At 54.2% G+C, this 12,873-nt stretch carries 16 protein-coding genes and 1 tRNA gene; 5 read left to right on the forward strand and 12 right to left on the reverse strand.

From position 1 onward, the window contains the following. Positions 1-35: 35 nt before the first annotated feature. The 8 genes from fhuB to csgB all read right to left on the reverse strand — a co-directional run bounded on the left by fhuB (position 36) and on the right by csgB (position 5,972). Positions 36-2,033, reverse strand: a complete 1,998-nt coding sequence (fhuB, locus tag JT31_RS04400; protein WP_052048967.1) for a Fe(3+)-hydroxamate ABC transporter permease FhuB — start codon at positions 2,031-2,033, stop codon at positions 36-38. Continuing rightward, positions 1,964-2,845 (reverse strand): Fe(3+)-hydroxamate ABC transporter substrate-binding protein FhuD, encoded by an 882-nt coding sequence (gene fhuD, locus JT31_RS04405; RefSeq protein WP_038473763.1) that lies wholly within the window; start codon positions 2,843-2,845, stop codon positions 1,964-1,966. Before fhuD ends, fhuB begins: the two co-directional genes overlap by 70 nt. 75 nt (positions 2,846-2,920) lie before the next feature. Further along, the gene (locus tag JT31_RS04410) at positions 2,921-3,544 is read right to left on the reverse strand and encodes a 4'-phosphopantetheinyl transferase superfamily protein (RefSeq protein ID WP_144244027.1); all 624 of its coding nucleotides are present in this window, start codon (positions 3,542-3,544) and stop codon (positions 2,921-2,923) included. Beyond that, complete coding sequence (locus tag JT31_RS04415; protein ID WP_038473766.1) at positions 3,534-4,139, reverse strand: outer membrane lipoprotein carrier protein LolA; 606 nt, start codon at positions 4,137-4,139, stop codon at positions 3,534-3,536. Before JT31_RS04415 ends, JT31_RS04410 begins: the two co-directional genes overlap by 11 nt. Positions 4,140-4,244: 105 nt before the next feature. Further along, the gene (locus tag JT31_RS04420) at positions 4,245-4,553 is read right to left on the reverse strand and encodes a hypothetical protein (RefSeq protein ID WP_038482776.1); all 309 of its coding nucleotides are present in this window, start codon (positions 4,551-4,553) and stop codon (positions 4,245-4,247) included. A 120-nt stretch (positions 4,554-4,673) separates the two neighbouring features. Then, positions 4,674-5,003: a curli assembly chaperone CsgC gene (gene csgC, locus JT31_RS04425; RefSeq protein WP_038473769.1), complete on the reverse strand. Its 330-nt coding sequence runs from the start codon at positions 5,001-5,003 to the stop codon at positions 4,674-4,676. A gap of 57 nt (positions 5,004-5,060) precedes the next feature. Continuing rightward, positions 5,061-5,474, reverse strand: coding sequence for a curli major subunit CsgA (gene csgA, locus JT31_RS04430; protein ID WP_038473771.1), 414 nt, complete (start codon positions 5,472-5,474; stop codon positions 5,061-5,063). A 45-nt stretch (positions 5,475-5,519) separates the two neighbouring features. Then, on the reverse strand, positions 5,520-5,972 hold the full coding sequence (csgB, locus tag JT31_RS04435) for a curli minor subunit CsgB (RefSeq protein ID WP_038473775.1): 453 nt from the start codon (positions 5,970-5,972) through the stop codon (positions 5,520-5,522). A gap of 777 nt (positions 5,973-6,749) precedes the next feature. Between csgB and csgD the strand changes: the two genes are divergently transcribed. From csgD to csgG, 4 genes are read left to right on the forward strand one after another with little or no spacing between them, the layout of a single operon-like run. Beyond that, positions 6,750-7,400 carry a biofilm master transcriptional regulator CsgD gene (gene csgD / locus JT31_RS04440; protein ID WP_038473777.1) on the forward strand — a complete coding sequence of 217 codons (651 nt, stop codon included), beginning with the start codon at positions 6,750-6,752 and terminating at the stop codon, positions 7,398-7,400. A 5-nt stretch (positions 7,401-7,405) separates the two neighbouring features. Continuing rightward, on the forward strand, positions 7,406-7,792 hold the full coding sequence (gene csgE, locus JT31_RS04445) for a curli production assembly/transport protein CsgE (protein ID WP_038473780.1): 387 nt from the start codon (positions 7,406-7,408) through the stop codon (positions 7,790-7,792). A 9-nt stretch (positions 7,793-7,801) separates the two neighbouring features. Next, entirely contained in the window at positions 7,802-8,218 is a 417-nt protein-coding gene (csgF, locus tag JT31_RS04450; protein ID WP_038473783.1) for a curli production assembly/transport protein CsgF, read from the forward strand. 38 nt (positions 8,219-8,256) lie between these two features. After that, positions 8,257-9,090, forward strand: coding sequence for a curli production assembly/transport protein CsgG (csgG, locus tag JT31_RS04455; protein WP_038473786.1), 834 nt, complete (start codon positions 8,257-8,259; stop codon positions 9,088-9,090). Positions 9,091-9,133: 43 nt separating this feature from the next. On the opposite strand, the gene JT31_RS04460 is transcribed toward csgG, so the two are convergent. From JT31_RS04460 to ghrA, 4 genes are all read right to left on the reverse strand, one after another. Further along, positions 9,134-9,622 (reverse strand): DUF1097 domain-containing protein, encoded by a 489-nt coding sequence (locus tag JT31_RS04460; protein ID WP_038473789.1) that lies wholly within the window; start codon positions 9,620-9,622, stop codon positions 9,134-9,136. A 103-nt stretch (positions 9,623-9,725) separates the two neighbouring features. Beyond that, the gene (locus tag JT31_RS04465; protein ID WP_038473792.1) at positions 9,726-10,280 is read right to left on the reverse strand and encodes a TorD/DmsD family molecular chaperone; all 555 of its coding nucleotides are present in this window, start codon (positions 10,278-10,280) and stop codon (positions 9,726-9,728) included. A gap of 28 nt (positions 10,281-10,308) precedes the next feature. Continuing rightward, on the reverse strand, positions 10,309-11,046 hold the full coding sequence (locus JT31_RS04470; RefSeq protein ID WP_038473795.1) for a phosphatase: 738 nt from the start codon (positions 11,044-11,046) through the stop codon (positions 10,309-10,311). Positions 11,047-11,147: 101 nt separating this feature from the next. After that, positions 11,148-12,089, reverse strand: a complete 942-nt coding sequence (gene ghrA, locus JT31_RS04475; RefSeq protein WP_038473798.1) for a glyoxylate/hydroxypyruvate reductase GhrA — start codon at positions 12,087-12,089, stop codon at positions 11,148-11,150. A gap of 203 nt (positions 12,090-12,292) precedes the next feature. On the opposite strand from ghrA, the gene JT31_RS04480 reads away from it, so the two are divergent. After that, positions 12,293-12,380, forward strand: a tRNA-Ser gene (locus JT31_RS04480). Positions 12,381-12,873 lie beyond the last annotated feature (493 nt).

Consider the following 12,873-nt stretch of genomic DNA (forward strand, 5'->3'; position numbering starts at 1 on the left):
ACGATTATGATTTTGATCGTGATTATCGTTACCTGCTACGCCTTACGCAATAGCCAGATAAAGTACGGGGCACCGCAGAGCGTGGCCAACAGCCCGGCGGGGATCTGGAACGGGAAGAGAATACTGCGGCCCAGCCAGTCGGCCACCAGCATCAGACCTGCGCCTAGCGCTATCGCCACCACGAGCTGAGGCACCGCGCGGCGGAAGCCGAGCATTCTTGCCATATGGGGAGCCATAAGACCGACAAAACTCAGCGGCCCGACGCATAACGTTGCGGCAGCAACTAATCCGGCTGCAAGGACCAAAATGCTGATACGCGAGCGGCTCAGGGCCACGCCAAGCGCCTGCGCGGCTTCGCCTCCCAGCGGCAGAATAGTCAGCCAGCGACGCACCAGCGGCGTAAGCCCTATCAGCACCAGCGCCATGCCGCCGCTCACCAAAGCCTGTTGCCCGGTGACTTTCCAGGTAGAGCCGGATAGCCACGTCAGCACCGCGCCGCTGCGAGGATCGCCGCTGGCCAGGTACAGCGTAAGCAGCGTGGCGAATACCGTACTCAGCGCAACGCCGGTCAGCAGCAGCCGGCCCGGTGCCAGCCCCGTTCGGGCTAAAACGAGCATCGCCAGCAGCGTGAGCGTCGCCCCGGCAAAACCAGCCGGAAGCTGCCACGCGCTTACGTCTCCGGGGACAAGGAACGTCAATAACACGATGGCGCAGGCCGCCCCGGAACTCACGCCCAACACTTCGGGGCTGGCCATAGGATTACCGGTCATTTTCTGCACCAGCGTTCCGGCCGCCGCAAGCATTGCCCCGGCGGCAATCGCCGACAGCACGCGCGGCCAGCGCCACTGCCACATTTCCTGTAAGCCCACAAACCAGCCCGCGCTTTCTCGCCCCACGCCCAGCGCCAGTAAGGCGACCAGCAGTAAAGCAGCACACATCAGCAGCACAGTGCCAGGTGACAGGTGGCGTTCCGCGGCAATACTGGCATCCTGAGTGGCGGCAAGCCGCTGATGGCGCAGGCGAGGTAATAGCCACAGCATTAACGGCGCACCGACCAGCGCCGTCACCGCCCCGGTCGGCAGCTCCTGCCAGTGGCTGCCAAGCCAGATAACCAGTTGATCGCTCAAGAGCAGCAACAGGGCTCCGGTCGCCATGGAAGCCAGAAGCTTAGGCAGCAGGCGCCTTACGCCAAACATCCCGGCCAAAACCGGGGCAAACAGGCCAATAAACCCGATAACGCCCACCACGCTGACCAGCATCGAACTCAGCAGCAGCGCCAGAAACAGCCCGCCCACTCTAACCAATGCCAGCTTCATGCCCAGCCCGCGCAATACCGTGTCATCTAATGCCAGCATGCCCAGGGGGCGAATCATCAATACGATGAGTACCAGCCCGGCCAGCAGCCTTGGCCAGAGAAACTCCACGCCCGCCCAGTCATACTGGTTCAGCATCCCGCTGCTCCAGATAAACAGGTTTTGCAGGCGTTCATGATTGAACAGTACGAGGAAGCTTTTCACCGCGCCGCAATACAGTCCCAGCACAAGCCCGGCAAGGATCAGCGTGACCGGCGACATACGCTTGCCCCAGGCGGCACCCAGCACAATGCTGCCTACGACCATTGCGCCTGCCAGCGCCGCAAGCTGCCTGCCGGTTTCCCCTGCCCCCGCCAGAAAAAGCGTCGCAAGGGTCAGGCCCAGCTGCGCCCCGGCCGCAACGCCCAGGGTTGCCGGTTCGGCCAGAGGGTTACGCAGGATATGCTGAAACAGACAGCCGGCCAGCGCCAGCCCGGCACCGGTGAGCAGCGCCAGCGTTGTTCGCGGCAGCAGGCTGTAATGAAAAAGCATCTGCGAAACATCGGTGACCTGCGGTAGGGTTATCGCCTGCCACCAAAGGCCTGCGGGCAGCATTTGCTGAAAGTTGTAGCCGGTTAAAAACAGCGTAAAGGCACAGAGTAAAAGAAGGATTATGCGCACAGCGCCTCCGGCAAGAGCTGGCAGAAACGCAGCGCCGAGAAACTGCCGCCGTAAAACCATACCGCAGGTAGCAGGTGCAGCTGCCCGTCACGAACAAAGGGCATCACCTGCCATAGCGCAGATTTCGCCACCGTTTTCACCGGATCGTCATCGCCATGCATAAAACACAGCGCCGTGACATTCTCCAGCCTGACCAGCGTTTCAATCCCCACCACGGCACTCCCCCAGGCATTGGTTTTCCCGTCCCAGGCATTGCGCATCCCCAACCGCTCCAGCAAATCATTGAACAGGCTGCTGCGGCCAAAAATCATCACCCGCCGGCTATCGAGAAACGAGAACATCACCAGCGGCCTCGGGTCAGACGGGAGTTTTTCACGCGTGGAGGCTATGCCCTGGTGAAGCTTTGCCAGATGCTCGACAGCCTGTTGCTCGCGCCCCAGGAACTGCCCGAGCCTGATTAAATCTTTCTCCAGCAGCGCCAACGGGCGCCCGCTGGCGTCATTGAACGCCGTCGACCAGCAGGGAGCGATTGGCTTTAAGTCTGACTCGGCGGGGCCAAAACCTTTGGAGATTAGAAATAGCGAAGGGTTGAGGCGCTGCATTAATTCGCGGTTAGGCTCGTTTCGCAGCCCAACGTCAACGACGGTATCAGGCAGCTTTGGCTCCCCAACCCAGCGGTGATAATTGCGTTTATCGGCGATAGCCAGCGGCATGATGCCGAGCGCCAGCAGCATTTCGACCGGCCGCCACTCCAGGGCAATAATACGGCTTGGGTCAAAACGCTGCGCCTGGGCGCGGCCCGGAAAAATTGTGGCCAGAGGCAGTAAAGCGGAAAACGCCAGCAAACGCCGACGGCTGAGAGAAACGTCCATATAAATAGCAATAGTTATCGTTCTAATTAAGTTTTACGTATTATGCCGCCGCCCGCCGACAACGCAATCAAAAACTCAGCCGATAGCCACCGCTCGTTCTACGGAAAAATCAGCTGCAAACGCCTCAGACCCACAGCAGGCAATCAGCCATTCGCCGCAGGTAATATGCTGCAAATGCAGGTTCGGCGGGCAAAGCGTTTCCAGCGGGAGCGACAGCTCCGGTATTTGCCAGACCGTCCCGCCCCGCTGCTTCACGACCGCTTCGTGGGCCGTCCACAAACGCCAGAATGCCGTCAGCTGCTGCGCTTCAGGCAGCCCTTCCAGCCAGTCATTAAGCGCCGGGGAAAAACTGTGCTTCGCCACCGCCTGCCAGCGCTTACGCGGGCGCAGCAGCTCCATGTCGCAGCCAACGGGCTTGTTGCCCGTCAGTACCGCAACGGCGTCGGCGCTGTTAGAAATATTGAATTCAGGCAGATACGGGTGCCAGGGTTTACCGTGAGAACCGTTTTGCAGCGGCGGCAAAGCGCCGTTATCCAGCAGCTGCGCTAAAAGCACTCGCCCGGCAAGCCATGCAGAGCGGCGCGCGCCCTGTGGCGCCATAGCGATCAGCGCCTCCGACAGCCAGCGCTCCACGGATTGCGGATCGCAAAGGTGCCCTACTCTCCCCACGGCAAGCCGGTAATGTGCATCAGAAGACAAAGCGTTTGCGCTCTTCCCGGGTAAGTTTCTGCGGTTCTGGCTGATAATGGCTGAAGGTTATCTCCGTCGAGTCCTCCTCAACGTCGTGAAGCTCAACACGATCGAGAGACTTCTCGCCATAAAGCGTTATGGAGCGGAACAGTCCGCTAAGCGTTTCATCAGAGGGAATCAACACCAGCCGCCATTTCCCCTGTCCGAGATCGGAAAATTCACTGATGAAGTCTTTCTCCAGCGTTTTACGGTCGATATAAAACAGCGTGCGCAACAGTTGGTTGAACTGGAACATTTGCGGGTTACTCTGTGCCGTAATGGCCTGAGGAGGCTGGTTACCCATCACCTGCACCATGCGGTTATCGCCCACGATCAGCCGCATCGGGAAAGGCTGACGCTGCTGCCACCACAGCCCTTTATTCTTCGCTACCACGACTCGCCCGCTGGAATGCAGCGGCTGGGCCATGCCTTTTATCTGGCGCTCCTGCTCAAACTGAGCCCGCATAACGGGCGCAGCGGCAAAACGCTTTTGGATTTCATCCAGCGTCACCGCGCCGGTCGCCTGAGCCACCAGCAGAAGAGAGAGAAGCAAACTTTTTTTCACAGCACTAGCCCTATACCCTGAATCTAAATCGACGTGGGCTAGTTTACTCTGCAACGTGGTCTGAAACCAAAAGGAGAAGGCCCGTCGGTGAAACGGGCCAGGAGACTATTGATAAGTCACGTGCAAAACGGCGGTTTTGTGCTGTGAGTCGAGATACTGCACGCGGGTTTGCATCGTGCTGTCGTTATGCACGGTTACGCCATCAAGGGAACTAAGGGCCACGGTTTGGGTGACAGGTTTGCCTTTTTCGGTACAGGTCATTGCAACACTGGAACTTGCAGGCGCCCACTGACAGCCGCCTTCTACTATTTCACCCCGAAAATGGATAATGCCAGAGGAAGCGGCCTGGGATAACGGCGTAACCGCCACGCTCAGCGCCAGACAAAGCAAATACTTCGTATAAATTGCTTTCACGTTCATTACTCCTCGATTGCTGTCGTCCCTGAAGGTTATCGGCAGAAAATCAAAGATAATTAAACAGTGATCGATGTTTTTTATTCTTGCAATACCTCCGTCACATATATTTATTCTTCGTCAAGGTTTGCCCGGCTCTCGCCACTGCTGTTCAAGGTGAAATACTTTCCCGTCGCTCAACGTGACGGTCACCGTAACGCTGTCGCCGGGGTCAATGTTCAGACTGAGCTGCGACAGCGCGACCTCTTCGTGGGCTTTGATGAACAGTTCACTGCTTTGACGGCTGGTGCTTTGCCCGGACGTCCCGCTTTTATTGGCCACCAGCGTCATTGTGCACTGGCAATCTGCGGCAAGCGTGGCCACGGGCGTAATGGTGTAAATGTTCTCCTGCTGCCGGGTATTAAACGTCAGCTGGCTTGAAAGCGCGGCAAGCAACACCAGGGTATGCATACGACCTCCAAAGAAAAACAGGGCCTGAGGCCCTGTTTACACGGCTGCCTGGCTGTCTTAATACTGAGAAGCCGTGGCGTGGTTGCCGTTACCGAACTGGGTGACTGAAACCAGCGAACTTGATGCCGTCTGGTTAACCACCGCGCCGTTGTTGGTCCCGAACTGCTGAACGTCGATCTGCGCGTTTTTACCGTTCCACTGGCTGATAGTGGCGTTATTACCATAGCCGTCCTGCAGCAATTTAATATCGCTGCTGTCGGAACCCTGGCCAACTTTTGCCCCGTTTACGGTGCCCAGCTGTTTAATATCCGTCTTCGAATAGAAAGCATTCGACTGCAGTGCTGTGGCGTTATTACCGTTACCTTGCTGATATATTTTCAAGGTTGAGTGCTGAGCCTGCTGTGGGTACGTAGCCATTGCACCTGCGGAAACAACCAATGCTGCTAATGCTGCAACTTTGAAAAGATTCATACTAAAACCCCCATCGGATTGATAGTTTCAGCCCAAATGTTTTGCTTATCGCTGAATAACACGAATCGCCATTTGTGACTGGTTTTGCACAACAACTGCTGACTTCTGGGTACCGTATTGGGTAATGTTTGCTTTGTTACCAGCACCTCGCTGGATAATAAGAGCGGCATTACCAAATGAATCCTGCTTTATACTCGCATCGTTGGCGACGCCCTCTTGCGAGATATAAGCAAGGTTATAACTACCTGATTGATCGATGTTTGCCCGGTTACCCGAGCCGCTCTGTGCTATCTCAGATAATTGCCGCTGACCTCGCTGAGTCACCGCCGCATTATTATTACTGCCGTACTGGCCAACAATCGCCGTTTGATTAAATTGAGGATTACTCAATTCATTTACGGCGAAATTGTATTCGGAGACGGCAAGATCGTTCCTCTGGGCCAGGCCGTACTGAGACAGCCCCATAAACAACATCATTAACAGCCAATATTTTTTCATTCTGTCACCTTGAACCTAATAACGCCGGAACATTATGACGCGTAATGCAGTAATTATTTATAACGAACCAATGGTAATTTGTTATTGCTCCGTTACGGAAATGAGTATGTTACGGCAGGCATCTTAAATATCTCATGCACGAGTGGTATTTTGCATTATCCAATTCACACCAAAGTATTAACACGGAATAAAATACACTAATCCCTTCATTGCAACTACCTGATCCAGGGATCGGATAATCATTAGCACACTTATTTAAAGTCACCTTTCCGGTCACTGACTTAGCACAACTTAGGCGATGCTTAGCCAGTTTATGAAAAACCTTCGTCACCAGGAATGGTTTTCTTAAGCGAAGCGGGTGAATACTGGAAACGCTGTTTTTAAAAATATGAGAGGCGTTAACAAAAACAAATCACCAAGAATAAAAACATTAAAATTCAATGCAATGGAAGAAAAAAAGAAAAAATAATGACTATACAATCAATTCTGAAAGTACAACTTTAGGCTTAAATCTAAATAGATAAAAAATCACATAGAAACATTTTAATATCCACAGAAACATTTAGTTACATAGTTAACACTTGCTTTAAAATGTCTAATCGCTAAATTGAAAACAGATAGTAAGTCTTTAGTTAAAAATCCCTTTGCGACCGAAAACCATTATTTCGGCGATTAAAAATATTTAACATACAGCACTGTCGCGAATCTCGATATCTCAGGGAGAATTAATTTCCATTAATTCAAACGGTAGCGACAAAAACCAGGTGGAGTTTCATCATGTATAATGAAGTCCATGCCCTACAGGGCCCTACGTTATTGTTAATTACGAAACCCTCTCTCCAGGCTTCAGCTTTATTACAACATCTACGCGCCTCGTTAGAAATAAATGGGCGGGTTCACAATATTCAACGTCCACTGGATGACTTCGCCAGTAATGTTCTGATTTTATTTGATATGGCGGAAACGGATAAGAAGATCATCCTGTTTTGGCAGGAAAAATTAAGCCGTAAAAACAGTCAGATAAAATTACTGCTGCTCAACACGCCGGAAGAGTATCCTTTCAGAGAGATCGAGAACTGGCCACATATCAACGGCGTATTTTATTTTGCGACCGAAGAGCCCAAAGTCGTTGAGGGGCTGCGTGGGGTCCTGGAAGGAGAGTGCTACTTCTCGCAGAAGCTGGCCAGCTATCTCATCAGCCATTCCGGAAATTATCGTTTTAATAGCACCGAATCCTCACGCTTAACGCAGCGCGAAAAGGAAATCCTGAACAAGCTGCGCGTGGGTTCCTCCAACGTTGAAATCGCCCGCTCGCTGTTTATCAGTGAGAACACGGTCAAAACGCACCTGTATAACCTGTTCAGAAAAATAGCCGTCAAAAACCGCACCCAGGCGGTTTCCTGGGCAAACGATAACCTTCGGCGATAAACACCATGAAACGCTCAGCCATTTTTTTCCTGGCGGCCTGCTGGTGCGCGATGAACAGCGTTCACGCCGAAGAAGTCGAGATCCCCGGGCTGCTGACGGACCATACCGTCACTTCGGTAGGCCACAGTTTCTACCGCGCCTTCAGCGATAAATGGGAAAGCAGCTATACCGGCAATTTAACCATCAACGAGCGCCCCAGCGCCCGCTGGGGGAGCTGGATAACCATTACCGCCGGCCAGGACGTTGTTTATCAGGCTTTTCTTTACCCCACAAAACGCGACTTCGACAAAAACGTTGAGGTGGCACTGGTCCATACCGATGAGGCGCTTAAACGCAGGCTGATTGATAAGCAATTATTGAGCACCAGCGATTTAACCCATGACGAATTCTAGGAGACGATGATGCGTATCTCTCATGCCGTTCTGCCCTTGCTGCTCTTTACGCCGCTGGCCTGGGGCGGAAATATGGTTTTCCAGTTTGTTAACCCTAACTTCGGCGGTAACCCCAATAACGGTGCCTATTTGTTAAATTCGGCCCAGGCACAAAACTCTTACAAAGATCCCAGCTACAGCAGCGATCTTGGAATTCAAATGCCCAGCGCGCTGGATAATTTCACCCAGGCGCTGCAGTCACAGGTGCTGGGCGGCCTGTTAACCAATATCAATACCGGGAAGCCGGGGCGCATGGTCACCAATGATTTCATCGTCGATATCGCCAATACCGACGGTCAACTTCAGCTCAACGTAACCGACCGTAAAACCGGCAAAACCTCGACGATTCAGGTCTCAGGCCTGCAGGCGAATTCCACGAATTTTTAGTGGCTTAAAATCATAAAACCTCTTCAAGGATAAACATTATGCAGCGCTTACTTCTGATTGTGGCGGTGTGTTTATTAAGTGGTTGTTTAACGGCTCCGCCAAAAGAGGCCGCTAAACCGACGTTACTGCCCCGCGCACAAAGCTATCTCGACCTGACGCATCTGCCAGAGGCAAAAGGAAAGCTTTATGTTTCGGTCTATAACATTCAGGACGAAACGGGCCAGTTCAAGCCCTACCCCGCCAGTAACTTTTCTACCGCCGTGCCGCAAAGCGCAACGTCTATGCTGGTCACCGCGCTGAAGGATTCCCGCTGGTTCATTCCGCTTGAACGTCAGGGGCTGCAAAACCTGCTTAACGAACGCAAAATTATCCGCGCCGCGCAGGAAAACGGCACAGTGGCGGATAATAATCGAGCCCCGCTGCACTCGCTGATGGCGGCAAATGTGATGATTGAAGGGTCGATTATTGGCTACGAAAGCAACGTGAAGTCCGGCGGGGCGGGCGCACGTTACTTTGGCATTGGCGCGGACACGCAGTATCAGCTTGACCAGATAGCCGTGAACCTGAGGGTCGTCGACGTCAGCACCGGGGAGGTCATGTCGTCGGTCAACACCAGCAAAACGATTCTCTCGTACGAAGTGCAGGCTGGAGTCTTCCGGTTTATTGATTACCAGCGCCTGCTGGAAGGTGAAATAGGCTATACCAGCAACGAGCCGGTAATGCTGTGCCTGATGTCCGCCATTGAAACCGGCGTTATCTATCTGATTAACGATGGCATCGACCGTGGGCTGTGGGATCTGCAAAACCCTGCCGATATTAACAACCCGGTGCTGGTGAAGTATAAAGAGCTCTCTACGCCGCCGGCCTCCTGATGACCGTTTCTCGCGAATAAAAAAACCAGCTTTCGCTGGTTTTTTATTCGCTCAGCAATGAGCCTGCTTTCGGTTTGGGCTTCTCTCGTCTTGCCGCCAGCCACAGCCCACTGTTTTTCATTGCGAAGCCGAAGACCAGGCCCAGCAGCAGCGAAGGCACCACGATATGCCACTCCCCCTGATTCGCAAAGGTTGCGCAGGCGCCGATAAAAGTGCCGGGGACAAACGACAGTAAAATATGGCGAGCCTGAATACACATCAGGAATGCCACCACGCCGGTCATGATATAGCCGAGGATTTCAGCATGCGGCGCCAGCGCGCTGCCGTGAATAATCACCAGCGCCCAAAGCACGCCGCTGCACAGGGTACACAGAGAAATAAAAAGCCCCTTCATACCGCCCTGCGGACAGGCAAAATAGGCGGTACAGCCGAGGAAACCGGCCCAGCCCAACAGGCCGAGACTCACCGCAACCCAGCCCCAGAGGCCAGAGAGAATACCGGTGGTGATTGCAAGTGGAATAAGTGTCTTCATGGCGCCGTATCATAGCAGAGGCTTAGCCTCTCACTACGATCTGGCGCACATTTTTTGTAAATCAAAAATCAGCGTTGCAGTTTAATTGTGACTCAAATCACAATTATTCCTCTTCTGATTCCTGCAGCTCATCGCGCATGGCCTGCAGCGCTTCACGGCTGATCGCCGCCAGCGTGCGGTAGAACGGCGTGGTGGCATGGGCTTCAACTTTGCCGAGGAACGTCCCGCACCACGGCATCAGGTACTCATCAAACAGCGTCACCTGCGCCTCAAACTCATCCTCCTGGGACTGGTCCTCAAGCCAGGAAGCCGCCAGCAGCAGCGTCCCGAAATGGTCAGCAGGTGACTCGCCCAGCGGCATTCCACGCTGTTTCAGGAACTGACGCACTTCCCCTTCGTCACTGCCCTCTTCCCAGGCCGAGCGGAAAGGCGGCACGCTGCACTTTTCACCCACGAACAGCGCGTTAAAGTCCGCCGCCAGCAGCTGCGGGTCGCAGTTGTGCTGCAAACGCCCCAGCAGCTCATCCTGCTCCAGTGGCCAGCTTGCCGCCAGCTTCCCTTCACGGATCAGCGTAAACAAAGGCACCAGCAGAGGATCCTGCGGCTGGCGATAAAATAGCGATCCGAGTACGCGGCAAATAATTGAAAACTCATTCATGACTGGCTCTATCCATTACGGGTGTTAATTACAGTGTGGCAAATTCGGCAATTGGCGCCATGCCCCGAGCTTCAAGGAAGCCCAGCAGGCGCTGCGGAGAAACGTTCAGGATCCGCTCTTCCGGGAAATTGATTTCATCGAGGATTTTGCGGCACTCGCTAAAATCGCCCAGCGTAAAGGCGGTATGGGAGTCCGACCCTAAGGCCAGCCAGCCGCCAGCATCACGCACGGCTTCAGCAATGGCGCGGCAGTTCGGCCCGCTGCCGATGCGAGAGTGGGTAAAAGAAGAGTTGTTCAACTCAAGGGCGACGTTATATTTCGCCGCCGCCGCCGCAACGGCCGGGATATCAATTTCGAATTTAGGGTTACCCGGATGGCTGATGATATGCACGTCACCGTTCGCCATCGTCGCGATCATCGCTTCGGTATGGGTAGCTTTATCTTTTGGCGGGAAGACCGGCTCGTGGAAGCCGGCAATGATCAAATCCAGCGCATCGAGCATTGGCCCAGTGCAGTCAATTTCGCCTGCGGTGTTTTTAATATTCGATTCAATACCGCGCAAAATGCCGACGCCGTCGACCAGCCGTGGCCAGATACGCATATTAATAAAGTGCCAGTAATGCGGCGCATCCGCCATGTCCGGGCCGTGATCGGTAATAGCAAACAGCCTGATGCCCTTGCTCTTCGCAACGGCAATATAATCATGGAGGGTACTGTAGGCGTGGGTGCTGGCAACGGTATGCATATGCAGGTCAACGGGATACATGGCTTTCTCCTTTTCTATTTTAGCTAAGGATACCAGCAATCCATGACAATTTTTAGCCTGCCTGCAAGAACAGCTAGCCCGGCAAAAGCCGGGCTTCCTGCTTAATAGCCGTGCTGAAGAGAGACTTCACCGGAGACAGATTCCCCGTTTTCTAGCTGGGTAATGGTCTTTGCGATATAGGCAATGGCCTCGTCAGGACGAGTGACTGCGGCCACGTGCGGCGTAATTGCCACGCCAGGATGCGCCCAAAGCGGGCTGTTCTCCGGCAGCGGCTCTTTAGAGAAGACGTCCAGCATCGCGCCTTTAAGCTGCCCGGAATCTAACGCCGCCAGCAGATCGGCTTCAACCAGGTGCACGCCGCGCGCAAGATTTATCACGTAAGCTTCTTTAGCCAGCTGGCCCAAAAGCTCACGGTTGATAATGCCGACGGTTTGCGGCGTATTCGGCAGCAGGTTTATCAGCACTCGGGTGCCGTGCAGAAAATCAGGTAGCGCTTCGCCACCGGCAAAACTCTGTACGCCTGGAAGATCTTTTTTGCTGCGGCTCCAGCAGCGAACCGGGAAGCCCCAGGCCACGAGGCTTTCAGCCACTTTACCGCCAAGCACGCCCGCGCCGAGGATCCCAATGGTGAAATCCTCACGCCGATAATCTTCCAGCGGCTGCCATTGCCCCTGCTGCTTTTGTCGCTGGTAGTCGTCAAAACGACGGAACCAGTGCAGCACCTGGCTAACAGCGTACTCCTGCATCTGCAGCCCCATGCCCGTATCCTCCAGGCGGAACAGCGGCACGCCGTCCGGCAGCATGTCCGGGTGAGCCTGAAGTTTACTGAGAATAGCGTCAACGCCGGCCCCCAGCGCGAAAACGCCCTTGAGCCCTTTACGGCCGCTAAGCATTTCCACCGGCGGGTGCCATACCAGTGCGTAATCGGCGGGCTGCTGGTCCCCCTGCTTCCACTGGCGGACTCGCGCCTGCGGCAGGGCTTGCTGAAGGCGATTCAGCCAATACTCTGTGTCAAAAGTGGGGTGATGAAAAATAATGTCCATACTGCCTCCTTTTTTTCTTAGGCTTACGCGAATCGGGATGTCATGCAAGCCCTGATGCAATAAAAAGCAGCATCTTGTGATGGTTTAAGAGTCAAGTTGGATGAAGTTTGGCTAAACGCACCAAAAACATGAAATTAGCATTGACGGCGAAGGCCATTTTCCCTAAATTAGCGCCCGTTCCAGCAGCGCTGGGGCGACAATACGGTGAGGTGTCCGAGTGGCTGAAGGAGCACGCCTGGAAAGTGTGTATACGGCAACGTATCGAGGGTTCGAACCCCTCTCTCACCGCCACATTTAAAGAAGAGCTCGCATGCAAATGCGGGCTTTTTTTTTCGCATATTGCTCACGACAGAGAGTGGGTGAGAATCCTCGACAGGGTTCGACCAAACGGCAGGACAGCCGTTTGGTACCGCCTCCGGCGACCCGCAGGGCGAGCGCCATGGACGGCGCGAGTAAGCCCCTCCCTCACCGCCATATTTAAAGAAGAGCTCGCATGCAAATGCGGGCTTTTTTTTCGCATATTGCTCACGACAGAGAGTGGGTGAGAATCCTCGACAGGGTTCGACCAAACGGCAGGACAGCCGTTTGGTACCGCCTCCGGCGACCCGCAGGGCGAGCGCCATGGACGGCGCGAGTAAGCCCCTCTCTCACCGCCACATTTTATGAGAGAGCCTGAACTCACGTTCAGGCTTTTTTATTGCCCATAACCCGACGAGGGACGGATGAGAACCCTCGACAGGGTTCGACCAAACGGCAGGCTAGCGGGATAATTTTCCTCCTCCCG

This window comes from Cedecea neteri (genome assembly GCF_000757825.1).
Taxonomy (GTDB): Bacteria; Pseudomonadota; Gammaproteobacteria; order Enterobacterales; family Enterobacteriaceae; genus Cedecea; species Cedecea selenatireducens.

What these genes read in the sequence shown, in the direction of transcription:
- JT31_RS04465 (WP_038473792.1), bottom strand. Translation starts at nt 10,280, where the DNA reads ATGAATGAGTTTTCAATTATTTGCCGCGTACTCGGATCGCTATTTTAT.
- csgC (WP_038473769.1), bottom strand. Translation starts at nt 5,003, where the DNA reads ATGCATACCCTGGTGTTGCTTGCCGCGCTTTCAAGCCAGCTGACGTTT.
- csgD (WP_038473777.1), top strand. Translation starts at nt 6,750, where the DNA reads ATGTATAATGAAGTCCATGCCCTACAGGGCCCTACGTTATTGTTAATT.
- csgB (WP_038473775.1), bottom strand. Translation starts at nt 5,972, where the DNA reads ATGAAAAAATATTGGCTGTTAATGATGTTGTTTATGGGGCTGTCTCAG.
- csgG (WP_038473786.1), top strand. Translation starts at nt 8,257, where the DNA reads ATGCAGCGCTTACTTCTGATTGTGGCGGTGTGTTTATTAAGTGGTTGT.
- csgE (WP_038473780.1), top strand. Translation starts at nt 7,406, where the DNA reads ATGAAACGCTCAGCCATTTTTTTCCTGGCGGCCTGCTGGTGCGCGATG.
- ghrA (WP_038473798.1), bottom strand. Translation starts at nt 12,089, where the DNA reads ATGGACATTATTTTTCATCACCCCACTTTTGACACAGAGTATTGGCTG.
- fhuB (WP_052048967.1), bottom strand. Translation starts at nt 2,033, where the DNA reads ATGGTTTTACGGCGGCAGTTTCTCGGCGCTGCGTTTCTGCCAGCTCTT.
- csgA (WP_038473771.1), bottom strand. Translation starts at nt 5,474, where the DNA reads ATGAATCTTTTCAAAGTTGCAGCATTAGCAGCATTGGTTGTTTCCGCA.
- fhuD (WP_038473763.1), bottom strand. Translation starts at nt 2,845, where the DNA reads ATGGACGTTTCTCTCAGCCGTCGGCGTTTGCTGGCGTTTTCCGCTTTA.
- JT31_RS04460 (WP_038473789.1), bottom strand. Translation starts at nt 9,622, where the DNA reads ATGAAGACACTTATTCCACTTGCAATCACCACCGGTATTCTCTCTGGC.
- csgF (WP_038473783.1), top strand. Translation starts at nt 7,802, where the DNA reads ATGCGTATCTCTCATGCCGTTCTGCCCTTGCTGCTCTTTACGCCGCTG.
- JT31_RS04470 (WP_038473795.1), bottom strand. Translation starts at nt 11,046, where the DNA reads ATGTATCCCGTTGACCTGCATATGCATACCGTTGCCAGCACCCACGCC.